Annotated in this window: 24 protein-coding genes; 7 read left to right on the forward strand and 17 right to left on the reverse strand. The window is 67.1% G+C overall.

All coding sequences use genetic code 11. The features are described from left to right. Positions 1-47 precede the first annotated feature (47 nt). Positions 48-2252: an NACHT domain-containing protein gene (locus ACIBQ1_RS38205; protein WP_397284571.1), complete on the forward strand. Its 2205-nt coding sequence runs from the start codon at positions 48-50 to the stop codon at positions 2250-2252. Between the two features lie 121 nt (positions 2253-2373). Here the strand turns inward: ACIBQ1_RS38205 and ACIBQ1_RS38210 are convergent, their stop codons facing one another. Continuing rightward, positions 2374-2598: a helix-turn-helix domain-containing protein gene (locus ACIBQ1_RS38210; RefSeq protein ID WP_397284573.1), complete on the reverse strand. Its 225-nt coding sequence runs from the start codon at positions 2596-2598 to the stop codon at positions 2374-2376. A 273-nt stretch (positions 2599-2871) separates the two neighbouring features. Between ACIBQ1_RS38210 and ACIBQ1_RS38215 the strand changes: the two genes are divergently transcribed. Then, positions 2872-3369 (forward strand): DUF6225 family protein, encoded by a 498-nt coding sequence (locus tag ACIBQ1_RS38215; protein ID WP_397284575.1) that lies wholly within the window; start codon positions 2872-2874, stop codon positions 3367-3369. Between the two features lie 642 nt (positions 3370-4011). Here the strand turns inward: ACIBQ1_RS38215 and ACIBQ1_RS38220 are convergent. Further along, entirely contained in the window at positions 4012-4470 is a 459-nt protein-coding gene (locus tag ACIBQ1_RS38220; protein ID WP_397284577.1) for a spore-associated protein A, read from the reverse strand. 294 nt (positions 4471-4764) lie between these two features. On the opposite strand from ACIBQ1_RS38220, the gene ACIBQ1_RS38225 reads away from it, so the two are divergent. Further along, the gene (locus ACIBQ1_RS38225) at positions 4765-5358 is read left to right on the forward strand and encodes a hypothetical protein (RefSeq protein WP_397284578.1); all 594 of its coding nucleotides are present in this window, start codon (positions 4765-4767) and stop codon (positions 5356-5358) included. Positions 5359-5496: 138 nt separating this feature from the next. Here ACIBQ1_RS38225 and ACIBQ1_RS38230 read toward each other — a convergent pair whose 3' ends face one another. From ACIBQ1_RS38230 to ACIBQ1_RS38250, 5 genes are all read right to left on the reverse strand, one after another. Continuing rightward, positions 5497-5832 carry a DUF6431 domain-containing protein gene (locus tag ACIBQ1_RS38230; protein ID WP_397284579.1) on the reverse strand — a complete coding sequence of 112 codons (336 nt, stop codon included), beginning with the start codon at positions 5830-5832 and terminating at the stop codon, positions 5497-5499. Positions 5833-6051: 219 nt separating this feature from the next. Continuing rightward, entirely contained in the window at positions 6052-6990 is a 939-nt protein-coding gene (locus tag ACIBQ1_RS38235) for a hypothetical protein (RefSeq protein WP_397284581.1), read from the reverse strand. Between the two features lie 267 nt (positions 6991-7257). Then, entirely contained in the window at positions 7258-8019 is a 762-nt protein-coding gene (locus ACIBQ1_RS38240; protein WP_397284583.1) for an FHA domain-containing protein, read from the reverse strand. Between the two features lie 76 nt (positions 8020-8095). Next, positions 8096-9928, reverse strand: coding sequence for a serine/threonine-protein kinase (locus tag ACIBQ1_RS38245; RefSeq protein ID WP_397284585.1), 1833 nt, complete (start codon positions 9926-9928; stop codon positions 8096-8098). A gap of 536 nt (positions 9929-10464) precedes the next feature. After that, a complete protein-coding gene (locus ACIBQ1_RS38250; protein ID WP_397284587.1) occupies positions 10465-10629 on the reverse strand; it encodes a hypothetical protein in 165 nt (54 codons plus the stop codon). Between the two features lie 186 nt (positions 10630-10815). Between ACIBQ1_RS38250 and ACIBQ1_RS38255 the strand changes: the two genes are divergently transcribed. Beyond that, entirely contained in the window at positions 10816-11370 is a 555-nt protein-coding gene (locus ACIBQ1_RS38255) for a hypothetical protein (protein WP_397284589.1), read from the forward strand. On the opposite strand, the gene ACIBQ1_RS38260 is transcribed toward ACIBQ1_RS38255, so the two are convergent. The 3 genes from ACIBQ1_RS38260 to ACIBQ1_RS38270 all read right to left on the reverse strand — a co-directional run bounded on the left by ACIBQ1_RS38260 (position 11354) and on the right by ACIBQ1_RS38270 (position 14492). Further along, entirely contained in the window at positions 11354-12079 is a 726-nt protein-coding gene (locus tag ACIBQ1_RS38260) for a hypothetical protein (RefSeq protein WP_397284591.1), read from the reverse strand. The two genes, ACIBQ1_RS38255 and ACIBQ1_RS38260, sit on opposite strands and share 17 nt — an antisense overlap. Positions 12080-12286: 207 nt before the next feature. Further along, positions 12287-12964, reverse strand: coding sequence for a hypothetical protein (locus ACIBQ1_RS38265; RefSeq protein WP_397284592.1), 678 nt, complete (start codon positions 12962-12964; stop codon positions 12287-12289). Between the two features lie 220 nt (positions 12965-13184). Continuing rightward, positions 13185-14492: an MFS transporter gene (locus ACIBQ1_RS38270; RefSeq protein WP_397284594.1), complete on the reverse strand. Its 1308-nt coding sequence runs from the start codon at positions 14490-14492 to the stop codon at positions 13185-13187. A gap of 54 nt (positions 14493-14546) precedes the next feature. Here ACIBQ1_RS38270 and ACIBQ1_RS38275 point away from each other — a divergent pair, with 54 nt between their 5' ends. Beyond that, positions 14547-15422, forward strand: coding sequence for a winged helix-turn-helix transcriptional regulator (locus tag ACIBQ1_RS38275; protein ID WP_397284596.1), 876 nt, complete (start codon positions 14547-14549; stop codon positions 15420-15422). Between the two features lie 182 nt (positions 15423-15604). On the opposite strand, the gene ACIBQ1_RS38280 is transcribed toward ACIBQ1_RS38275, so the two are convergent. From ACIBQ1_RS38280 to ACIBQ1_RS38295, 4 genes are all read right to left on the reverse strand, one after another. Further along, the gene (locus ACIBQ1_RS38280; RefSeq protein ID WP_397284598.1) at positions 15605-15793 is read right to left on the reverse strand and encodes a DUF397 domain-containing protein; all 189 of its coding nucleotides are present in this window, start codon (positions 15791-15793) and stop codon (positions 15605-15607) included. A gap of 13 nt (positions 15794-15806) precedes the next feature. After that, positions 15807-16661, reverse strand: a complete 855-nt coding sequence (locus tag ACIBQ1_RS38285; RefSeq protein WP_397284600.1) for a helix-turn-helix domain-containing protein — start codon at positions 16659-16661, stop codon at positions 15807-15809. Between the two features lie 54 nt (positions 16662-16715). Then, positions 16716-17192 (reverse strand): GntR family transcriptional regulator, encoded by a 477-nt coding sequence (locus tag ACIBQ1_RS38290; protein WP_397284602.1) that lies wholly within the window; start codon positions 17190-17192, stop codon positions 16716-16718. 128 nt (positions 17193-17320) lie between these two features. Continuing rightward, entirely contained in the window at positions 17321-17494 is a 174-nt protein-coding gene (locus ACIBQ1_RS38295) for a ClpX C4-type zinc finger protein (protein WP_397284604.1), read from the reverse strand. Between ACIBQ1_RS38295 and ACIBQ1_RS38300 the strand changes: the two genes are divergently transcribed. Then, a complete protein-coding gene (locus tag ACIBQ1_RS38300) occupies positions 17444-18166 on the forward strand; it encodes a phosphotransferase (RefSeq protein WP_397284606.1) in 723 nt (240 codons plus the stop codon). The two genes, ACIBQ1_RS38295 and ACIBQ1_RS38300, sit on opposite strands and share 51 nt — an antisense overlap. 94 nt (positions 18167-18260) lie before the next feature. Here the strand turns inward: ACIBQ1_RS38300 and ACIBQ1_RS38305 are convergent, their stop codons facing one another. Genes ACIBQ1_RS38305 through ACIBQ1_RS38315 form a run of 3 tightly spaced genes read right to left on the reverse strand, consistent with a single transcriptional unit; the run spans position 18261 to position 19588 of the window. After that, the gene (locus ACIBQ1_RS38305) at positions 18261-18797 is read right to left on the reverse strand and encodes a hypothetical protein (RefSeq protein ID WP_397284607.1); all 537 of its coding nucleotides are present in this window, start codon (positions 18795-18797) and stop codon (positions 18261-18263) included. A gap of 40 nt (positions 18798-18837) precedes the next feature. Further along, entirely contained in the window at positions 18838-19194 is a 357-nt protein-coding gene (locus ACIBQ1_RS38310; protein WP_397284609.1) for a hypothetical protein, read from the reverse strand. Positions 19195-19222: 28 nt separating this feature from the next. Beyond that, a complete protein-coding gene (locus ACIBQ1_RS38315) occupies positions 19223-19588 on the reverse strand; it encodes a hypothetical protein (protein WP_397284611.1) in 366 nt (121 codons plus the stop codon). A 199-nt stretch (positions 19589-19787) separates the two neighbouring features. Between ACIBQ1_RS38315 and ACIBQ1_RS38320 the strand changes: the two genes are divergently transcribed. Continuing rightward, positions 19788-22838 carry a BTAD domain-containing putative transcriptional regulator gene (locus ACIBQ1_RS38320; protein ID WP_397284613.1) on the forward strand — a complete coding sequence of 1017 codons (3051 nt, stop codon included), beginning with the start codon at positions 19788-19790 and terminating at the stop codon, positions 22836-22838. The last annotated feature ends 373 nt before the right edge of the window (positions 22839-23211 follow it).

Consider the following 23211-nt stretch of genomic DNA (forward strand, 5'->3'; position numbering starts at 1 on the left):
TTTGCCAGGGCTCTGGCCGCCCGCGATGACTGGAGGAGGTGATGGGTGTGCCCCTCACCGAGGAGCGTCGGCGACGCTGGCGGATCACCGTGGCTGCCACTGTGTTCGTGGTTTTCCTCGTCTTGATCATCGTAGCGGTGCTTGCCTGGATCGATTGGAGCAAAAAGCCTGGGCCCAATGAGCTTCTGGGCATGCTGGGGGCCGTTGTCAGCTTGGCTCTAGCCGCGATCGCCTTGCCCAAGTGGGCGCTGAGACGGCGACCGCCGCCCGCCGCCCCGACCGACACGATGATCATCGAAGCCAAGACGGCGCTGGCACATCTGGTGCAGCAGCAGTGGAAGGACGAGGCGCGTATCCGCGCGCTGGGTGACCCGCAGCCAATCCCGGTCGCCTGGCAGCTGACCGGCAAACGCGCGCTGATGGACCACCCGCACCTGATCGCCGAAGGGGAGTTGGCCTTCAGCGGCACCGCCGAGGACCTGCGGGCCCTGGCCGGGCAGTTTCGCGCCCTGCGCAGCCGCCGCCTGATCATCACCGGCGGCCCCGGTACCGGCAAGACCACCTTGGCCCTGCAACTCCTGCTGGAACTCCTGGCTACCCGCACCAACGCCGAACCGGTACCGGTGATGCTGTCGATCGCCGGCTGGGACACCTCCCGCTGCCGCCGCCTGGACGCCTGGCTGGCCGCCCAGCTCGCTGCCGCCTACCCCACGCTGCGCGCCGCCGAGTACGGCGGCGACACCACCCCACACACGCTTACCGCGAACGGACACATCCTGCCCATCCTCGACGGGCTGGACGAACTGCCCACCCTGGCCCGGGCCCAGGTCATCACCGCGCTGAACGAGTCGCTCACCGAAAACGATCAGCTGATCCTCACCAGCCGCACCACCGAGTTCGCCACCGCAGTCCAGGCCGCCGGGGACGTGGTGACCGGCGCGGCCGTCATCGCCCCCACCGCGCTCACCCCATCCATCGCCGCCACCTACCTACGCACCTGCCTGCCGCCCACCCCATGCCACGACTGGGAACCGGCCCTTGAGGCCATCGGCTCCGGGACGGCCCCGGCGCTGGCCGTGGTGACCGCCACCCCGCTGGGCCTGTGGCTGATCCGCATGGTCTACATCCTCCCCAACGCCGACCCCGCGCCGCTGCTCGGCCCGCTCGGCCAGGACCTCAAGGCTCTGCGCTCCCACCTGCTGGACCACCTCGTCGACGCCCTCATCCACGCCCGCCCGCCCATCACCGACCCCGGCGACCCCCGTGGCCCCTTCCGCCCCCATCGATCGTGGGACCCCGGCCAAGCACGCGCCTGGCTCAGCCACGTGGCCCGTGCCCTCACCCGCAACCACACCCGGGACCTGACCTGGTGGACCATTGCCCGCTACACCACCACCCCCGCACAGCGCCGCCTCCTGCGGGCGATGGTCGGAATCACCATCGGGCTCGTCGTCGCTCTGACCTGCCTCGTAGTTATGGGAGTGTCCTACATCAAGCAACGGAACATCGGAGTCCAGCTTGGAGTCCAGCTCGGATTCGTCGCCTGGATCTGGACGTGGCTGAAGGCCAAACGCTGGTTCGATGAGCTCCCCGGGTTCACCGACCGACGACTTGCCCTATCCCACTTCCCCTCGATCCGGACTATCGGGCTTGGAATCGTAGTCGTAAGCGTCGTGACCCTGCTTGGGACCGTCCTTTTCCTCGTCGCTAGCTCCATGCCCAAGTGGGTTTTGAAGTCTCAGATCTTGGCCGTCATCCACCTGCTCGGTGTCGCCGGCGGGTGCGCGATCATCTCCTCTGCGTGGGTCAGGCAGATGGAACGCCCCACCCCGCTCACTTCCTCGACCAGTGCTTCGTCGACCTGGAGGGCCGACCGGAACCTCACCCTCGCCCGTACCCTCGCAGCCGCGTACACCTTCGGTGTCCTGACTTTCCTGTCCATAATCGGGGTAGTCTTCGTTCTGAACGGCGGGACCATCACGGGTGCGTTTACGCAAGGACTCGCGCTCGGGATCGTCGGCGGTCTCTTTGGCGGGTTCGTCGGCGGGCTGACATCTGGGCATCACCGCGCGTGGCTGGCCTGCACGATCACCCTCTTGACCCAACGCCGGCTGCCCCGCCGTCTGATCCCGTTTCTCGATGACATGCACCGCCTGGGGTTGCTCCGCACGGTGGGTCCGCTCTACCAGTTCCGCCACGCCGAACTGCACGATCACCTGGCTGCCGCCGACACCTCCGGTGGAACCTCGTAATTACTGAGCCGATCTCCAATGTGCGACTCAAGATCAAAGCCGCCGGTAGGGGGTCCGAAAACAAAGCTTTGAGCGTCGTCAAGGAGTTCACGCGCTTCACCGCGGCGACCTGGGGCGGGCGTCACTCCCCCACTCCCGCCGTGCCGCGCCGAGGGCGGCGGTTGCCGCCGCGGTGCCGCAACTCGACGCCCGCTTCCTCCAGCAGTGCGTGAATGAACCCGTACGAGCGGCCGATCGACAGCGCGAGGATACGAATGGACTCGCCCGCCCGGTAGCGGCCGGCGACATGCTGGGCGAGCTGGTGTCGTTCGGCGCCGACAATGCGCACGCGGGGCTTGATCTGCATGAGGGCCTTCCTCGAAGGGACGTATATCGGACCACACACCCGGCAACCCATCGGACCTGCACCAGCCGGGTCCACCCTTGGTCGTGTAAGCCGAATCAGGGAGGAAACCGGCCATGCAGATCAACACACGGCTCGTGCGGGAAGCGATCAAAAACTGGGGTACGACGCTGCGGTTATGCGTGATCGTCGCCACCGTGAGCATCCCCGTCGTCGCCGTGGCGCTGTTGCGCTGACGAACGGACAGCCCGGCCAGGCGGTGCGAGGATCCGAGGCATGAGCGACATCGAGGTGCCCCACACAACGACCGTGCCGTGGGAGACCGTCACCGACGCCAAGGGCCGCCGCGCATGGACGGCTGGCCAGCTCCGCGCGGCTATCGCGCACCTGCCGGACGACGCCCCGATCGTGGTCCACGCGGCCGGGTACGAAGAGGGCGAGTACGACGACCAGATCATCGTGGACGCCGGACACAGCAAGGTGGGTTGGGGTGACGGGTACGGCCTGGAGGACGATCCGCTGTTCGCGCTGGAGTGGCGCGGAGCTCGTCGCGGCCCTCCGCCGTGGCGGGAACCTCGCGCCCAGCCCAGATGCACCACTCGATCGTGGCCAGGTCGGCGAAGTCGTACACGGTCTCCCGCCCGGCGCGGCCGAGGACACGCGCCTGGTAGCGGGACGCCCATTTGCGGATGGTGCACGGCTCCCGTTCACGTCGTTCCGCGGCCTGGCGGGCGGTCGCGGGGGATGGCGGGGTCACGTCACCCCGCTTCCTGATGCTTTCCGGCGAGAATCGAGCCGCTGAGATGGCCGTAGACGCGCGAACGGTGTCGAACGAATAGGAGAGGGTGGGGGCGGCACACGCACCGGCAGAAACGCGTCCAGTCCCGCGCCTCTGCTCCGGCCCAGCTCACAAGGGGGCCCGCTTGGGCATAGGGGTGCCGCCCGCACGAAGTGCGACACAGAAGATCCATTGGGCGCAACCGTTGGCGGCACCGCCAACATTCGAGTCGGCCCGAATTTTTTGAGGAATGTGTGCGGAACCGCCAACGAGGCGACATGATGATGCCGACGAAGCAACTCCTCGCGGAAGGACAGACCCGTGACCGACTACGCCAACGACCACGAGCCGGTGGACGAGATCGCCGAGCCCGACGCCGACCTTAAGACCGAGGTGACGAGCCCGAGGACGACGACGAGGAGGCCGTCGAGGTCAAGTAGACCCGAACCCCTGGGGGAGAAAGGCCCGCCGCACTGCGCGGCGGGCCTCTCTTCATGCTCGGATCAACCGTGGATGTGTTCGACGACCTCCGCTTGGAAGGGCCGTCTCCTCACCATCATGGCCGGGCAGCCACACAGCGTCCTGCGGGGTGCCCTCCACGCTCCCTCTGGAGGCCACCCCGTCTGGTCACAAGAGGCTCAGCCGCAGTGCACGTTGTTGAGCTTGACGCTCGTCCAGGCCGGCGAGATTCCTTCCACGTCAATACACCCGCCACGCGCCGAGACGTACACCGGGCCAGCGTAGTACTTGTACTCTTTGGCGTCCTCGTCTTTCCCGCTGCCATCGCCTCTCGATATCGTGACGCCCTTCCAACTCACGGTGTTGGCGTAGGGGCCGTCGCCGTAGGTCAGGGCGCAGTTCTTGCCGGTGCTGGAGCTGTAGTAGACCTCCAGAATCCCCGTACGGTACCCGTACTTTTCGATGCCGATGCTGTAGACACCGACCCGGGAGTAGCCGCTGCCGCAGGGTCCAGCCGCGCTGGCCGGGGCGGCGCCCGCCACGAGCGTGGTGGAGGCAGCCAGGGCCGCGCCAGCCAGGAGGGTCGCCAGCTTACGTGTGCGCACGAATATCCTTTCGATTGCCAATGGTGTGATCATGATTACCACTGGCTCACGGCCGCTATCCACGAGTCGCACTCAATGTGACGGTTCGCACACCTTACCTCTGTGGTCCGTTTCGTGTGTGCGGAGATGCGTCAGGCGTGGATCTGCTCGGCGACCTTCGCCTGGAACGCCCATGGAAGCGGGCAGTGGGCGGGCCGTACTCACTCGGGAGGGGTCCCGATGCGGTCAAGAGATACTCAGACTGAGCAGCCCTGACCCGGTCAGCGGAGGAGGGTAGGCACCTCGCAACCTAACGTTGTCGTCGCATATCGATGGAAAGTGAGGCCAGTGAACAGCGGCATCAGAACGCGCTCTATCCGGACCGGCTCTGTGGTCCTGGCGGCGGTGCTCTTGCTGGCGGCGTGTGGTCCCGCCGGGCCGCCGGATCCCAAGCTGAACCTCTTCGGGGAGTACGTGAAGTCGCCCAACGTCAAGAACGACCGCTTCACCGGGGGCGGCACCAGCGAAGACCGCATGGCCAACTTCGCCGCCTACTACACGGGCGAGGAGCTGCAGTCTCGGCTGCTGTCCGCCTTTCCCTGCACCAGAGGCTCGGACACCTCTCGGGCCGCCGATCACTTCGACACGAGCTGTGATCTGAGCGACAAGGTCCGCGCCGCCGTACAGAGTACCGGCGGTAACGCCAGCATGATCCACGGGCGGGTCGTGCTGGTCAAGCACCCGGACGGATCCCTTGAACTGTTGACGCTCTTCGTGGTCAACGGGAAACTGATCGACGCCACCGGCCGAACCTATACCGGTCTTAACGACTTCCGCGCGAACAACGACCTGCTCAGTTCGGACGACGTCATCTTGGCACCGCGCAACATCACCGCCGTGCCGGGCGAGGGCGAGATCGTCACGCTGTGGGGTAAGGAGTAGGGATGGCGCGCATGAACTCGCGGCGAACGCGGTCTCCGTCGCCGCGGGGAGGATCAGCTGCGTGCTGCCCGCCACCCGCACCAGCACCGTGGTGAAGGCTGCCCGCACCCGCCCGGCCGACGCGGCGAACCGTCGCAGTCAGCCCCGAACCATCGACGGCGGACGACCCAGACCAGCAGCGATCCGCTGATGCCCCACGCCCTGGGCCTTCGCCTCCAACGCGGCCCCGACCACCTCGACCCCGTCAGCCCGCCGCAGCAACCCTGTGACCGGCAACAACACGTGCGTTCGCGCGCACGAGCTGCACCGCACCCGCCGCGGCCGGACCTCGATCAGCGCCTCGCGCATGCCCCGCAGTCGGCGTCGACGCCCGAACCCCCACCCCGCCAGTACGCCCCCGCACGACGGGCACACGATCTCGCCCGCTCGTAATCGCCGCTCGACCTCAGCCGCGTCGACGTCTACCGTGATCAAGGTGCCTCCAGGCACACTCGCACGGCCCTTTCGAGCTCGCCGCCAATCGATACCGGGAGGGCCGCTGCCATGTGACTCACGTCACTCAGAACACGGTCACCGTGACGGGCGCCCTCCCGATGATCAGCCGGAGCGATCCGGTCGATCTTCTACCGTCACCAACCCGCAGCCTTCAACAAAGGTCACGCCGGGGGCAGTCGTGGCCGGTGCACGGGCCCGTTAGCCGCCTGCGGGAACGACCTCGACCCGCTTTTGAGGGGCGCCGTCTAGGGCGACCACGAGCCGGACAGCGCTTCCCCGCGCCCCAAGTGCCCACATCATCAAGGCCCGCCGCTTTCGCCCCATGGCACCGGGGGACTGCGACCAAGGCTCGTCCATGATGTTTTGCTCTGTGGGCAGTCGGGGCGGACCCGAGTAGAACCAATCGGTCTCCTGCACGAGATCCAGCACTCGGTTCTGGAGCCGCTCCCACTCGTCGTCGATCTTCTTCAGCTCGCCGCGCCCGCCGACGGCGCGACGCAGCTCCCGTCGGCTCAGGCTCCCCAGGGAGCGGTAGGAAGCGAACCACTGCTTGTTGGCGTTGTGCAACTCCGCCAAGGGACGGCCCTGCATCGAATTCCCAGCCACAATGACTCGATCAACGATGAGCCCCGCAAGCGTGGTCCCGAACCAGAACAACAGCTCCTTAGGCTCGTCCACATACATCCGCTGCCACTTCGCCAGCCTGCGGCTCAGTTCCCGGCGCAGCCGCTGGTCGCAGCACCACGGGAGCACAGTGCGGCCTAACTTTATCCAGTGGTCCAGCTTCGCGAGGTGCTCGGCGCGCCATGCCTCGGCGACGGTAGGCTCCGCCAGATATTGCCTGGTCAGGCTCTCCAGTTCCGCATCCACCTCAGGAATCGATGCGGAGGCTCGGCTGCAGTCGGGAGTGGGGCAGCAATAGAAGCTGCTTCTCGCGTACCAGCCCTCGTCCTGCCAGCCCACCACGACGGGGCCCTCGCATCGCGCGCACCGGAGAAGGCCCTCGCCTATGTATGAGGCACCCGGCTCGTTCAGGATGCCGCTCTCCGGGGCGACCTCTTTGCGTAACGTGTCGGGCCGGAAGTTCCGCATCGTGCTAATGGCATCGTTAATCGTCAAACCGCTGTTTGCCGTCATACCGTCGCCTCATCTGTCAGGAAACGACACTCGTGGTGTCATGGTGCGGCATCGCAAGCACAACCCGCCCTACTATGGCCGGCTCCCGGTTACCGGCTGGGCTCACCCCGGGAGCTCATCCTCACGCTGGCGTCGCACACGAAACCGGACACGCCCAACCCACCCCTCGGTCACTGATCAACACCATCAACGACCGACAACCCGCTACGTCCTCATGCAGCGTGGCGCGGAACACTCCTCGACGCGATCCACCCATGACCATGAGAGTCATAGGTCGGATTCCAGGAGGTTCAGGTCCGGCGGGACCAGGGTCGTCGACTCCACCAGGCCCCTGAGGAGGTTGTGCAGGAGCTGGTTGTCGTACGGGCGCCCGGCGTCCTTGTCGTGGAGCAGCGGGTACGGGAAGCCGCCGGCGTCGAGGCGGTGGCGGACGATCTCGATCCTGTTCTCGATGGTGCGTGCCCGCCAGCCCTCCTCCGGGCGGAGGTATCCCAGCCGCTCCGCGGCCTGCTTGTACGTCAACGGCCGGGGCGACTCCTCGTACAGCAGGTAGTGCTCGCCCAGGACCACCAGGAGCAGGCGTTCCGCGGCGCTCAGGTCCCAGATCCTGGGCGGGATGGTCTCGGCCCGGTGCCGGTTCGTCTGGGGCTCGCCGTCCTCGCCGGTGACGTAGAGCTCCACCAGGTGCTGCCGGTAGCCGGAGCCCCTGATGAACAGCGGCGTGTAGCCGTCGGCCAACGGGATAGGATCGGTCGAGGAGTGCACCAGCCGGCCGCGCGGCAGGCGCAGGAGCTGCCAGCCCACGTTACGCAGCCACCACCGTTCGTCCCGGTAGGTCACCTCGGCATGCAGGCGGCTCACCGACTGGTCGTCCACGCCGACGCTCAGGTCGACGTCGGGGCGTTCGGCGCGGCCGAAGCGCACGTTGCGACCCGGGGTAGGTCGTACCCTGATACCGCCCATGATCGTACGGGCGTGCAGCGTGCCGGGCAGGGCCGAGCCCACGCCGTGCGCGAGGCTGCCACTCATCGTTTCGCCTCCATCGGCGCTGGTCGGATGTGCGCACAAGCAGGATCTCAGGGTTCGTCCGGACCGGTCCCGGAGGTCACGATCCGCGGAGCTGGGCAGCGGCGGAGCGAGCGAGATCGGTGGCCATCCGGCACAGCTGGTCCGTGGGGAGCGAGCCGTCGACCACGATCCGCACCTTCTCCACGGCGGTCTCGCCGCGCTGGTCAGTGTACGACCGGTAGACCACCTGGAGCAGGCAGGTCCCGCCGCCCTCGCCCTTCGGCGTGACGAAGGCGCGGTAGCCGTTGACGCGGGTGGGCGTCCCGTCGTCCTCGGTGTTTCGCAGGAGTTCGCGGTCGAACTGCAGATACACCGACGTGTCGTCGGTGGTGCTGTCCCAGGAGCACTGCCATCCGGCGAACCCGGGATCGAGGTTGGCGGCGTCGATGTGTGCGTCGCCGCGCAGCAGTGCGCAGGCGTCCTTCTGGGCCAGTGAGCCGGCGGGCGGTGGCGGGGAGCGGCGTTTGATCGGGCCGTCGGCGAGCACCTGGGCCGCCGTGGTGGTGGCGGCGTCGGCGATGGCGCACAGGTCGGCTTCGCCGTCCTCCACCATGTCCGCGATGACCTTCACGACGGTGTCATGGACGCCGGGCAGCAAGAGCGTGCGTGAGCACACCGCGCTCTCGGCGGGGTCGTGGACGATCTCGATCGGGCCCACGGTCCTGGTCGGCCGGGCCCGCTCGGGCGGCGGGTCGCGGTCGAGCGACACCTTGACGTCGACGACGCCCTTGGCGGGCGGGAGGACGATGACGTCGCACCGGTCGAAGTTGCCGTAGTCGACGTCGAGCTCCGCCCTGCCGAACCGGCTGAGCGCGGTGGGGTCGGTCAGGGCGCACGGGTCGGCGGTGCGCGGGTCACCGATCAGGGAAGCCGATGGAGCGACCGTGCCGGCCGGGTGCCCTGCCGGGCCGGCTGAGGGCCTGGCCGAACTGGCCGAGCTTGCTGTGGGTACGCCTGGGTTCCTTTCGCCCGGCGGCCCGCTCACGGTGTGATACACCGCGTAAGCGGCGACGACAACGACCAACGCCGCACCCGCCACGATGAACGGCCACCGCCGGGGACGGGCCGCCGCGGATCCCGCGATCTTCTCCAGCCGCCGCTGGACCTCAGCGGCGCTCGGCCGCTCCACCGGCTCACGCTGCAGCATGTCCGCCAGCAGGCTCTCCAGCGGCCCGACGTCGGCCGTCATCTCGACGGCGCCACGCGCGGCCTCCCACGCCGTGACGTACGTGTCGGACTCCTCCTCGTCCGCCCCCGGGCGCGGCGGCCGCCCGACGACCAGCGCATACAGGGTGGCGCCGAAGGAGAACACATCCGAGGCCGGCTCCGGCCGCCCCAGGACCACCTCGGGCGAAGCGTAGTCGACGGTGTAGCTGATGGCGCCGTTGGGCGTGATCGTCTCCCTGCCGCCGACCCGGTACGCGGCACCGAAGTCGGCCAGCTTGGCCACACCGTCGTCGGTAAGGATGATGTTGCCCGGCTTCACGTCCAAGTGCACGATGCCCTTGCCGTGCAGGGCGGCCAGCGCGCCGGCGATCTGCGCGCCAAGCCGAGCCGCCTGCTGCGGCGGCATGGGCGGGTGTTCGTCGAGGCTGCCGCCGGGCACGTGCTCCATCACCATCCACGATGCCGCCTCGTCCTCGTCCTGCACGGCGTCGTACAGGGTGACCACGTGCGGGTGGTTGAAGGCGGCCAGGGCGCGGGCCTCGGCCTGTAAACGGCTGAAGCCGGCGTTGTCCACGAGCATGCGTTTGAGCACGACATCCCGGTTGAGCAGCAGGTCGCGGGCCACCCAGACCTCTGTGGCGCGGCTGCTGACAAGGCAGGTCTCCTGGCGGTAGCGCCCGCCGACCGTCCTGCCCTGGCGCACCGTCCGTTCTCCCCTCGCCGATCACCGGGAACCTCGAATTTACTGGGTGAGCGGGGAAATACACAGCGTCTTGGTCACCCGTTTTGACGGCATATGTCACCCGAAGTCAGCTCGGTACAGCCCAGACTGCTACGCCGGCCTCGACCTGCACCAGCTGCGCCACAGCGCCGCCACCCACCTCGGCGAAGCCAAAGTGCCCCTGCAGGTCATCATGGGCAAGACCCCCACAAGAGCCCCCGCACCGCCATGTGCTACGTCAAACCCGGCGCTGAGGCCAACACCAAGGCCACAGAGGCCCTGACATCACGGCGGTGAAGACGCCGCCGCGGACGTCGAGGGCGAACTGCCATGCCGAGCGCTGGGTCCGGACGGTGGGCATCGTGATCGCGCACGCTGCCGGCCGTGATCTGTACTCCGGCCGCACTCTGGTGCACTCCTGCACATGTCGTGAGAGAACGCAGGGGGCAGCTCGACCACATCGTCAGGATCGGGGCGGAGAGTGAACGTGCCGAGGAGGTTCGGGTTGCCGGGCTAGTCTAGACGTCCGAGCGGACCCGGCCGGCCAGGCCGTCGAGTTCGACGTAGAACCCGGACCAACCGCGGCGCAGCGTCTTCATATTCGCTCCGACCACCAGCGACACCGGTCCCAGCTGCGGCGACCTCCTCACCATCACCCGGTCGCCTGGCCATGCGATCTCCAACTACCCCTCACACATTGGGACAGATCCACGCAACACGCCGAACCACCCCCACGCCGTGATTGTCTCCTCCACGCTGGACGTGTGCCTGGACGCAATATTGCTCCCCGCTCCTCCGCCAGGACCATCCGACGCCTCGCCACGCGACCGCGACGCCGCCGACAACGCCATGTCCGTAGTTATCTCCAGGTGCTGGCCGCGATCGGTACAGTCCTGGCCGGGCTCATGTCCGTGCCCGCGATCATCATCTCCCTGAACGCATTGAAGACCACCAACCAGCAGCGAGTCGATGACCTCAAACAACACGAAGAGGAGCGACAACAGCAGGCCAGGGAGAAGGTAGAAAGGGCCAAACTCCAAAAGACGGCGTTCGCCAGAAACATCATCATCTGGCGCGTGGAGGCACTACCAGGGGAATACGACGGCTGGAACTTCCGCAACCACAACGTCCGCCCCATCTACCTTTATCAGGACTGGACTCCGTCGAACAGCACCCGCACTCGCTACTACCGGTACAGGCTCGACCCATGTAGCCAAGGCACTATCCCCAAGCCCACAGCTGGTGGTGGCTGGACATGGGTCGCCGCCGAAGACGACTTCGCAACCTTCGGCTACATGCTGAACCAGGATGGTTTGAGCGATGACAGCACAAAGCTCGTTAACATCTCGAAATGGATGACAAGCGACAGATACACCATCGGCGATGTTACGCATACCAGTCACGGCATCAGGCCCTGCAACTGATCAGCCTGCCTCCTCGCTCACCAGGTCCATTGCCTCCGCCTCGCTGACGTGCCGCTCGCAATTCCGGCACACGTAGTAGCCAGCCCGCGGGCTCCACTCCAGCCTCCGCAGCCCGCAGCCCGCAGCCGGGGCAGCGTGCGAGCGTGTGGCCGGGCTCGTCGTCCACCAGGCACCGCAGCCGCGACTCCCACGCGAGAACCCACTCGACCACGCCGAGCTCCACCGGCCGCTCCGCATCCTCCACCCCCGACACCACGGTCAACTCCTCCAGGGCGAGCACCGCGTCCAGCTTGTCCACCAGCCACGTCACCGACCTCGACCGCACCACCCCCGACCGGCCGGCGGGCACCTGGTCCGCCAACGCCAGCCGCTCCCCCACGTCACGCCGCAACCTGAGCAGTTCCCCCGTCAGCATGTGGACGTCGTCGCCCTCCCCCGACATGGAGCCGTGCGGCCTGGTCCCCCGCGCCCGCGACCACCTGGATTGCTCCTTCACCACCCCCGGCCGCGCCGCCCACGACGCCGCCAGCTCGTCCACCACCAGCAGCGCACGACGACACGTCGCCCGGCAGAGCCCGCAGTGCAGCGGCTCCCCCGGCCGCCACTCCAGCTCAGGCACCTCAGGCTCCGGCGGTGGCTCCCCCTCCCCGCCCTCGACCAGCCACCGATCGACCGCGTCCGCGTGCGCCTCCCGCTCCCGCAGGAACACCGCCCACGCCTGACGGGCCTCCCTCCCTGCTCGACGACCAGGTGGCTGAACATCACGTTCTCTTGGTCTGGGTCATCGTCGAGCCGTACATCATTACGGAACAGGTACTGGAAACACTCGTCCTGCGCCGAATTCGGCCAGCGGGCTGCTGACATTTGCTCCGCGTCGAACCACTGCCAGCATCTCCGCGCTCAACATGAGTCACCGCTACTCGGCAAGGCCCAGCTTCCGCAGCTCCTCCAGATCCTCGAAAATGTTCGGGAACAACGCCGACCGCTTGGGCGCGACAGCCACCATCGAGTCGAACGGGCTGTCGGCCAGCGCCGCCAGGAAACCCCGCGCGTGCGGGCCGAAGTGCCCCAAGTCCAGGCCGTCGAGCGCCTCCTTCCGCAGCAGGAATTGTGTCTCTGGATCCCGCTTGACGAGATGGCCAGGCACATGGCGGAGATCGACATCGAGGAACTCGGCGCCGGAGACGTCGAGCGCCCAATCGACCTTCCGGTACGCGTCCGCGATCGCTTCATCCAGCCAGGCCCGGCGCTCGGCGTCCCACCACCTGCCGGGCGGGAAGACGCTCAGCGTCCCGGAGACCTGGCCGCTGAGCGTGACATGGCGGAGCACGCATGCGAAGAGCCGACCCCAACCACGGATCTTGAGGTTACTGACCGTGACCTCGTCGAGGTAGACGCCCTTCACGTCACATCCGTTGAAGACGCACCGGGAGACGGTGACGTTGCGGACGACCCGGCTGAGGTCCGGATCATCCGTCCCCAGGTCGCACATCACGAACGAGCAGCGGTCGAGGTGCAGGCCCTCAACAACCATGCCCTGGCCATCGACCTTCAACTCGACGAACTCCTGCCGTGACAATTGGGCGGCGTGCACGCGTCGTCTCCTGTAGATCATGGTCCGAGGCGGGCAGACTACACCCCGCCACGACACAGACGCGTCATGCCCCTGGCCTGACCGCCCGGCCAGACTCTAAGTGACCACCAGCCTGGAGCTTTCATGGCCGCAAGCCTGGACCAGGCTGGCCGCCCACCTCGACAAGATCGTGACCGTCCACAGTCAGGGAGTGGCATGCAGTCGACTGCCCTGCCTTCCTTCACGGGTTGGACGTGTCCGCTTGGGCTTCAGGGGCGAGCTGCCGATGATGCGGTGGCGAGCTGGTGGATTCGTCGCTCTGCTGATAGTCGGTGAGGTCGCGCAGGTGCCGGATCGGTGAGGCCAGCAGGACCAACGGTATGCAGATGGCTGCGACGACAAAGATCATCAGGGTGACCCGGCCGCTGAGCACCCCGGCGATCACTCCGGCGATCAACCCGCCGATCGGGATCGCGCCCCAGGAGACGAAACGGACCGTGGCCATCACCCGGGGCAGCAGGTCGGGCGGGCTGGCGATCTGCCGGTACGTGCGGGTCACCACGCTGAGCACCACGACGCCGGCGGCGAATACCACGTTGCCGACGGCGAAGGCGGCGAAGCCCTGCCAACCGGTGCCGAGGGGAACGACGAGCGCCCCGGCGACCGCGACGAAGCCGGCGACGACCAGGGTGCGGGCGCTGCCGAGCCTGGCTGTGACCTGGTTCGTCAAAGCCGCGCCGATCAGCGTGCCAACGCCGTCCGCCGCCAGCAGCAGGCCGACGAGGCCGGACTCGGCGTGCAGCTCGCGTACGAGGTACAGCGCGTAGAGCGCGTGCTGCGCACCGCAGACCGTGTTGGCCGCGGTGGCGGCCCACATGCACGGACCCATGACCGGGTGGTGCACGACGAAACGCCAGCCTTCGCGGATCATCGCGCGCACCGGTGGCCAGCGGTCGGGGGCCTCTGCGCGGCGTTCGGGCAGGGTCTGCAGCAGCAGGGCTGAGACGAGGTAGCTGGCCGCGTCGACGAGGAGGGTGGGCACCGCCCCGAGCATCTGGACGATGAGACCGCCGACCGACGGCCCACCGAGCTGAGTGGTGGCGTGGGTGCCGGACGTCAGGCTGTTACGGGACTGCAACTGCTCCTTGCTCACGATCGACGGCAGAAAGGTCGAGTTGGCGACGTCGAAGACGACGTTCGCGAAGCTCATCACGAGGGCCACGATCACCAGCTGGGCGACCGTCAGCCGGTCCAGCCACCAGGCCAGCGGGATGGAGAGGACCGCCGCCGCGCGGGCCAGGTCGGCGCCGATCTGCACCCTTCGCATGGGGAGTCGCTGCACCACCACCCCGGCGGGCAGGCCTATCACGATCCAGGCGACGTACCCGGCGGCGGCGATCATGCCCATCTCGAACGCGGAGGCGTTGAGCACCGTCAAGGCCGTCAGTGGCAGCGCCACTGCGCCTACCGCCGAGCCGACCGCGCTGGTTGTGCCGGCCGTCCACCACCGCCAGAAGACGCCCGCCCCACCTCCACTGTCGATTCCCATCCCAGCGCCTCTCCTTTGGTAAGTTCCAGAATGGAACGCACTATACTGGAATGCGTGAAGCGCGCCGATCTGCCCGACTCCGACTGCGGTATCGCGCAAGCGCTCGGAGTGATCGGCGACTGGTGGACGTTCCTGGTAGTGCGCGACATCGCGGGCGGCACCACCCGCTTCGACGGCCTTCAGCGTGAGCTCGGCGTCAGCCGGCGAGCACTGGCCGAGCGCCTGGCCGGGCTCGTCGAACACGGGGTACTGGAGAAGCGGCCCTATTCCGATCACCCGCCGCGCTACGACTACCTGCTGACCACGAAGGGCGAAGGCCTGCTGCCGACGCTCATCGCCCTGCAGGATTGGGGCGCCAGACATGTGATGGGCGACGGGGCGCTGACCGCGACCAGCGAGGACGGGTCCGCCGAGAGCCGTCGCGTGCACGATCTGGTTAACCGGAAAATGCCGGATGTCGTGCTGGAACGACATGACGGCGAGCCGGTCGCGCCCAACGCACCGGGCGGCGTCTGGACTGTCCTCTACTTCTTCCCCGGCGCCTTCGCCCCGGGCACCCACGGCTACCCGCCCGGTTGGGCCGACATCCCGGGGACGAAGGGTTGCACTCTGGAGGCTCTCACCTACGCTTCACGGTGTGCCGACTTCGAGGCGGCAGGTGCCACGATCCGAGGCGTGAGCACCCAGCGACCCGACCAGTTGGCCGCCTTCGTCACGCACGCGAGATTGTCCTATCCCCTCCTGTCCGACCAGGACAGCAGACTCGCCGCCGGGCTGCTGCTGCCGACCTTCCGAACGGCCGGCGTCGACCGCTTCAAACGCCTCACCCTGTTGCTCGACCCCGACGCGATCATCCGGGCGGTGCAGTTTCCGATCAGCGATCCGGCCGGTTCAGTCGATGAGATGCTCACCCTCGTCCGCAGTCAATGACAACGATCCGTGCGCGTTCATCGCCCATCGCCCATCGCCCGCCTGCTCCTCACCGTCGCCTACGAGATGCTCGGCTCTGCGTTGCCTATCTGGTCCGCAGAGTCACCCGACAGGCGCTGAACGACTGCGATCGGTGTTTCACCGCCAGGATGAGCGCGTCGGGGAATGGCTCTCCGACCCGTCTAACCTGCCGTATGCCACTCCGGCAGATCGAACACCTGCCTGTGCACCCCCCGCACGAAGTCGAACCACTCTCCCGGTGTGAAGTCCAGCACCGGCCCTTGAGGATCACGGCTGTTGCGCACCTGCACTCCGCCACTGCGCTGCGGCGCACCTCCACACAACCGCCCGACTCTGACGCCGTCACCCAATTCCCGCCCAGCACTAACTGATCTCCTCTGCCACGTGCGCGATAAGCGCGGCCGACTCCTTGTCCGGCAACGCCATCGCCTGAAGCCGACTCAGTAGCCGACCATATTCCTGCACGCGTGGCCCGCGATCGACGACGCCTCCCCCTCCTGCCTCGATGAACAGCGTGTCCCCCAACCACGGCAGATTCAGCAGCACGAACCCGCCCGCCAGGCCCGGGTGGGCACCCACCGCCTGGGGTATGACCCGCACCGTGACGTTCGGGCGGCCCGCTTCCTGCACCAGGCGGTCGAGCTGCTCCCGCATGACCGCGGGCCCGCCGACGTTCTGCCGCAACACGCCTTCGGCCAGGAGGGCATGTACGTGGACAGGGTCGTGGTCGCAGCGGACGATCCACTGACGGGCGAGCCTGGCCCGGACCTTCAACCGGACGAGCGACGGGTCGTCGTCGAAGCGTTCGGCGGCGATGACTTCCCGCGCATACGCGTCCGTCTGGAGTAAGCCCGGGATCAGCAGCGGGTGCCAGTACCGGATGTGCCGGGCCTCGGTCTCGAGAGCGACGTACTCCTCCAACTCGCCGAGAGCTCGCCGGTACGGCGCCCAGTACGGGGTGAGGCGGGCATCGGCGACGAGCTCCAGGCATTCCTCGCGCACATCGTCGTCGCCGTCGTACAGGTCAAGCAGCAGCCGCACATCGCCGGGGGTGACGTAGCTGTTCTTCCCGCGTTCCAGCCGCGACAGCGCCGATGGAGTGACTCCGGTCCGCTGGGCGACCTGGGCCCCGGTCAGATGTCGGGCTTCGCGTAGCTGAGCGAGGCGCATGCCGAGGACGCTGAGGCGGTACGGAGGGCTGATCCGGGACTCAGGCATGCGGACAATTCTTCTGTCGATCATCCCCGGGATGTAGACCCGGCTTGCCAGCTTTCACTGCCCGGTACGGCGATCCTGGCTCTTGCGCGGCGCCGGGCCGGCGAATCGGCCGCGGCCGGGGATGTGGTGGATCAACTCCTCCTTGCGGAGCTTGCGTAGGGCGATCGTGATGGTGATGGCGGCCAGCCCGTATCTGTCCATCAGCTCCTGCTCGGACGGTAGCGGGTCGCCCGGCTTCAGCTCGCCGGAGGTGATGGCGGCGCGCAGGTCGTCCACCAGGCGGCGGGACGGCGGCACCGGGGCGCTGGTCTTGTCCCCGGTCACGTAGGTGCCCTTCGCGGGGACGGTCTGGACGCGGCCCTGCTCGCGCAGCAGGTCTATGGCCTGCCGGACGGTGGTGCGGCCCACTTGGTGCTGGGCACCAAGCTCCAATTCAGACGGCAGCCGATCACCCGGCTTGAGCCGGCCCGAGTCGATATCGGCCACGATGGAGGCGGCCACCTGCGGGTACTTGGCGTCGGCGCGGATCATGCGCTCTACCGTACCCGGAACGCGTACCTGTGTATACCTGTGCGAAAGGCCCCGGCAGGGGGTGGATCCCTGCCAGGGCCTTCGCGGTGCGCGGGATTTGCAGATCACACGCGCGTGTACGGGGCACTCTACCTCTCGTTCTCTGCCGCCCGCCTCTTCCCCTCTTCCTCGATGATGATGACCACGAGCTCCACGCAGTCGTCGCAGATCGCCATGCCTGCCCCCTGCACGACGATGCGGCGCTTGTCCGGGTGGCCCCCGCACCAGTCACAGCTGACGGGAGTCACCTCCAGCGCCGGCATCACGCTGCCAGCCGAGACACCGATCCGCCCACCGTGGTGATGAGCCGGCTACCCGGCCGCGTCTTGCGCGGCGAGCACGTCACCGCCGAACAGGTCACCGCTCTGGCCGCCGCCCTGACCCGGCTCCACCAGGCGATCCCCGCGCCGGTGGTCGCGGCGGTCGAGCCCGCCGCGTGGGGACCCGCCGCAGCCGTGACCAAGGTCCGTACCTGGGCCGACAAGCAGCCCAACCTCGGCGACACGCCCGCCGCGCACCAGGCCTACCGGGCAGGAGCGGCGTGGCTGGCCACCACCGCTCCCGGCAAGCTCACCGCTGATCCATTGCCACCGATCCTCGGCCTGTCCGACGGCAATCATGCCAACTACCTGTGGGACGACCACGATCGCCAGGTACGCATCATCGACTGGGAAGACTCCGGCCGCAGCGACCGCGCCTTCGAGCTCGCCGAAGTCTGCAAGCACATATCACGCGTCGACGGCGCCCTCGACGCAGAGCACCTGCTGGCCGCCCTGGAGCTGACCAGGCGGCAGCGCGAACGCGTACGGGACTTCCGCCGGCTGCTCGCGCTGGGCTGGTTCCTCATGCTCGGCCCGGACGGGCCGTTCGCCACCCGCAATCCCGCAGGAACCCTGGAACGGCAGGCCCGGCGGGTCCTTCACCTGCTCGCCTGACCCCTAACCCCGCGGCGCACCCTCCCTGCGCATCGAGCTCTTCCGGCGTTGGCCGGCCAAGGCCCACCGAGTCCTGGGCCCAGTGGATCCAGGATCAGGGGAACTCGATGGGCAGCGTCGGATAAAGCTGGTTCGCATTTTGGTGCACGCAGTCCAAGAGATCCATCAGCCTGTCCTCAGAAACCACCGCGAGAAGGTCGCCCGGATTGCGCTCCTGCCCGGTGACAGAAACACCCTTCGCCTTGAGGCAATGCTGAACGCGTTTCATCAGTTCTGGTATCATGAGCGCCTGATGGTCGTTTCTATAGCGGGCTTCGACGGCATTCAGATGCCGGGCTCGGCACTTTCGGGCGACGTCGAATACCGTCGCTTCCGGAACTCCCGGCGCGCGGTACGTCAGAATCATGTCCTGCTGGTCGATCGGATCCCAGCCATAACTGACCAATTGCACGGCGGACTTGCGCATGCAGTCCCGTGTGTGGCCCACCGCGTCCTCGTAGTCCGCTCGCGTCACCGGTACAGCCGATATGCCGGTGGCGGTCTGGGAAGGCTCGCGGGCCCCTGTTTGGAGTTGGGGATCGCCGGCCTGCGCGCAGCCGGCCGGCGACCCCCAGAGCACGAGGACGACCAACCCCGTCAAGCTCCTGAACCCCAGGGCCGCAGCACGTGCGCTAATGGCTCTGTCCATAGGACTCGTTCGCCTGCGTCCTGTGGTACACCTGGCAGAAATTGACGTCAGGGCAAAGCGTGCCGCTCCTGGAGACGACGTTTTCGCGATGCCCTTCCCACATTTCATCGTAGTCCGAATACACTTTGAGCCAAGGGTGGCCCTTGCAGTCTCCCGAGGTCTTGGCGGTCCATGCATAACGGTGATCGGAGGAGATCCCGCCGGTGTAGATGCAGCCGTTGCGTTCCCTGGACCAATGACCTTCGTCCCCCTGAGCCGGAGTGGCGACGAGTGCGGTGACCGGCACAGCCAGCGCGCAAGCCAGAATAACGTTCACATATCTTTTCTGGATCGTATCCATGCGTTCTCCACGATTGTGAGCCTGAAAGTCAGTGACTTTGCCCATAAGACTCGTTGCTCTGGCTCCTGTGGTAGACGGCGCAGAAGGACGGGTCCGGGCAGAGCGTGCCACTTCTGGAGATCAAATTAGCCTTGTGGCCCTCCCAATATTCGGTGATGTTGGAGTAGTTGGAGTAGATCCTGAGCCACGGGTGGCCGTCGCAGCCTCCCGAGGACTTTGCGGTCCACGCGTAGCGGTGGTCGGCGGAGATGCCACCTGTGTAGACACATCCGCTGCGTTCCCTGGACCAATGACCTTCATCCGCCTGAGCCGGAGCGGCAAGGGAGGCGGTGAGAGGGGCCGCCACCAGGAAGACCAGGACGGCGTTGACGAATCCGTGTTTCGTTCTTCTCATGCGTAGTCCTGTACTGGACGGGAATCGATTCGCATTTCAAAACGCTAGCGGCACATACCGCGCGACTGCTTGACAGCCGCTTAACGCAATGACTCTCCCATCCACATCCATGAGCTGCGGATTCTTTCGGCGTCTGGCGGCGTGCGGCAGTTGTCGGCAGAATTGGCGGCAGGCGAGTGATGCGGACGGGGGGCTGTTCATGCGGCCTGCACGAGATTCGGTCGGCGGCCTGATCCGGCGGCGCCGTGTCGAGTCGGGTATGACCCAGCAGGAATTGGCCCGCCGCGCCGACCTGAGCGTGCGGGCGCTGCGCGACATCGAAAGCGGCCGGGCGCGCCCGCGCGCTCTGTCGGCACAGCGCCTGGCCGCTGCGCTCGCCTTGTCGGACTCCGATCGCGACGCCCTGGTCTCCAATGGCCACCCCGACGGTGACGAGGGCGGACTACGTCTGGACATCCTCGGCCCGATGTCCGTCCGGCTCGACACAGTCGAGGTGCACGGCTTGTCGCCGGCGCGGCGTGACGTGCTCGCACTCCTGGCCCTCCATGCAAACGAGACGGTCACGGTCGACGAAATCGTCGACACCCTGTGGGGTGAGAGACCTCCTCGGACATGCCGCAATGTGGTGCACGTTCACATAGCCCGATTGCGTTCGACGCTTACGGCCGCACCTGTGGGCGGATCGGTTGCTGAGGCCCTGGTCTCGGCAGGCCGGGGGTACGCGCTGAGGATCGACCCGCGCAGGATCGACGCCGGACGGTTCGGCGACCTGGTGACCCGGGCGGAGGGCGAGGCGACCGGGTCGATAGAGGAGTACCGGACGCTGGACGAAGCCCTAGGCCAATGGCGCGGCCGAGTCGTGACCGACGCCAGCGACCGTCTTCAGCAGCACCCCACCGCCGTCGCGCTCACCAATCGACGGCTGGCGGCGGCTCTCGCCCTCGCCGAGACTGCGGCCGCCCTGCGTCTGCCCGAGCAGCCGATCGCGCTATTACGCCGTCTCATCCACGACGAGCCCCTGCACGAGGGACTGCATGTCCGGCTGATGCTGGCCCTGGCCTTGGACGGGCAGCGGTCGACGGCGCTGCGCGAGTTCGCCAGGTTACGCCGCCGCCTGCGCGAAGAGCTCGGCATCGAACCGGGGCCGGAAGCCCGGCAAGCTCACCTCACGATCCTGCACGCGGACCAAGGCGACCGGGCCGGTGCGGACAGCGAGGGTGGGCAGATCCGATCAGCCTTTCCCATTCCCGCCCAATTACCTCCCGCCGTCTCCGGCTTCACCGGCCGCACCGAGGCCCTTGAACACCTCGATGAGCTCCTCCCCGCTGCTGAAGGCAGCCTGGCCACCGTTGTGATCTCCGCTATCGCTGGCACCGGCGGCGTGGGTAAGACCGCTCTCGCTGTGCACTGGGCACACCGAGCCCGTGATCAGTTTCCAGACGGACAGCTGTACGTGAACTTGCGTGGGTTCGGCCCGAGTGAATCGCCTATCACCCCTGCCGATGCGGTGCGCGGCTTCCTCGACGCCTTGGGCGTCGCCCCACATCGGATACCAACCGATGTGACCGCTCAGGTGGGTTTGTATCGGAGCCTGCTCGCGGGCAGGCGGATGCTCGTTGTCCTGGACAATGCGCGGGACGCAGAGCAGGTACGTCCATTGCTGCCGGCCTCGCCTGGATGCTTCGCCGTAGTGACAAGCCGCAATCCACTGACCAGCCTGCTCGTGGTCGAGGGCGCGTACCCCATCATCCTGAACCTGATGACGGTTGCGGAGGCACGTGAGATGCTCGGTCACCGCCTCGGACGGCACCGTGTCGCTGCGGAGCCGGGTGAGATCGACAACCTCGTCGCCCTGTGCGCCCGGCTTCCCCTCGCTCTGGCGATCACCGCGGCTCGCATCGCAGCTCGGCCCGCTGTCACGATCAAGGCGATGACCAGCGAACTGCAAGAGACCGGCAGCACCCTGGACGGCCTTGACGGCGGTGACCCCATCACTAACGTGCGAGCCGTATTCTCCTGGTCGTACCACACGCTCAGCCCCGACGCCGGACGTCTGTTCCGTCTCCTTGGCCTGCACCCGGGACCGGATGTATCCGTGGCAGCCGCAGCGAGCCTGGCCGGAATCCCCATTGATCGCGCCCGGCGGCTACTGGACGAACTTAACAAAGCTCACGTGCTCGCCGAGAACGCTCCCGGTCGGTTCGCTTTTCATGACCTGCTACGTGCGTACGCAGCAGAGTTGGCCCATGACAAGGACGACCACGACGACCGCCGACAAGCCCTGCGCCGCTTGTTCGACCATTACCTGCACACGGCGCTGGCCGCTGATCAACTTCTGTACCCGAACCGGGAAGAGCCGCAACCCGCGGCCCCTCAGCATGGTGTCACCGTGGAATCCCTGACCGATGCCCAACAGGCATCCACCTGGTTCGCGAGTGAGCATCCTGTCTTGATCGCCAGCGTTCGGCAAGCCGCCATGTCCGGCTTCGTCACCCATACGTGGCAGCTTACGTGGGCACTAGCCACGTACCTCGAGCGGCAAGGACACTGGCACGACTGGATCAACATCAGCCACACCGCCCTGGAGATCACTCACGAACACGGCTGCCGGCTTGGGCAGGCGTACAGTGAACAATCTCTCGGATACGGCTATACGCGACTTCACCGCCTCGATGACGCCACCTCACACTTGCAGCGATCCCTTGACCTGTTCAACGCGGTGGGCACTCCTATCTTGCAAGGGCTCACCCTCCTCAACCTCGGTATCGTCGCCGGGCGGCAAGGCAAGTACGCTGAGGCTTTACGGCACGACGAGCAGGCGTTGCAGCGGTACCGCATCGCCGACCATCGCCAAGGACTGGCCGCCACCCTCAACAACATCGGCTGGCACTACTGCCAACTCGGCGACTACGCCAAAGGCCTGATCTACAGCCAAGACGCGCTCGCTCTCCATCACGAACTGGGCAACCGTCCGGGAGCAGCAGCCGCATGGGACACCCTTGGCCACGCCCACCACCACCTCGGCGACCTTCAACAGAGCACCGCCTCCTATCAGAAGGCACTCGATCTGTTCGTGGAGTTAGGCGATCAATACCACCATGGGGAAGTTCTCCTCCACCTAGGCGACAACCACGCCGCACTCAACGAGCTCGATGCGGCGCGACACGCCTGGTCACAGGCCCAAGCCCTGCTGAAAGAGCTTGATCATCCAGATGCCGAGGAGGCGGTGGCTCGCCTCGAGGGTCGGTGAGCGCACGCACCAGGGCCTCCACCTCGGGAGGCACGTCCCAGATGTTATGCCAGCCCCGGCACGGCATCGGCTCGCTGAGCGGACGCATGTTGGCCAGCAGCCAGTGCACCTGTCCCGGTTCCGCCCACGGCGACGACGCGTCCCGGACTACGCCCACCCACTCGGCGACGGCCACGATCGCGCCGAACACGAACCGCTCGTCGTCGGGCACCAGCGGCTCCTCCGACGTAGCCGCTCCCATGATGCGCCAGGCCCAGGCTCCGGCCTCGTCCCAGTGTTTCCCGGCGTGGATGGCGATCTCGCCTCGGTGGGTGGTGGTTATGTAGAGCGAGCAAGTTGGTGTCCATGACGTCCAACTCGCTGGCGGGATCTC

It is taken from the genome of Nonomuraea sp. NPDC050153 (assembly GCF_044460125.1).
Classification (GTDB): Bacteria; Actinomycetota; Actinomycetes; order Streptosporangiales; family Streptosporangiaceae; genus Nonomuraea.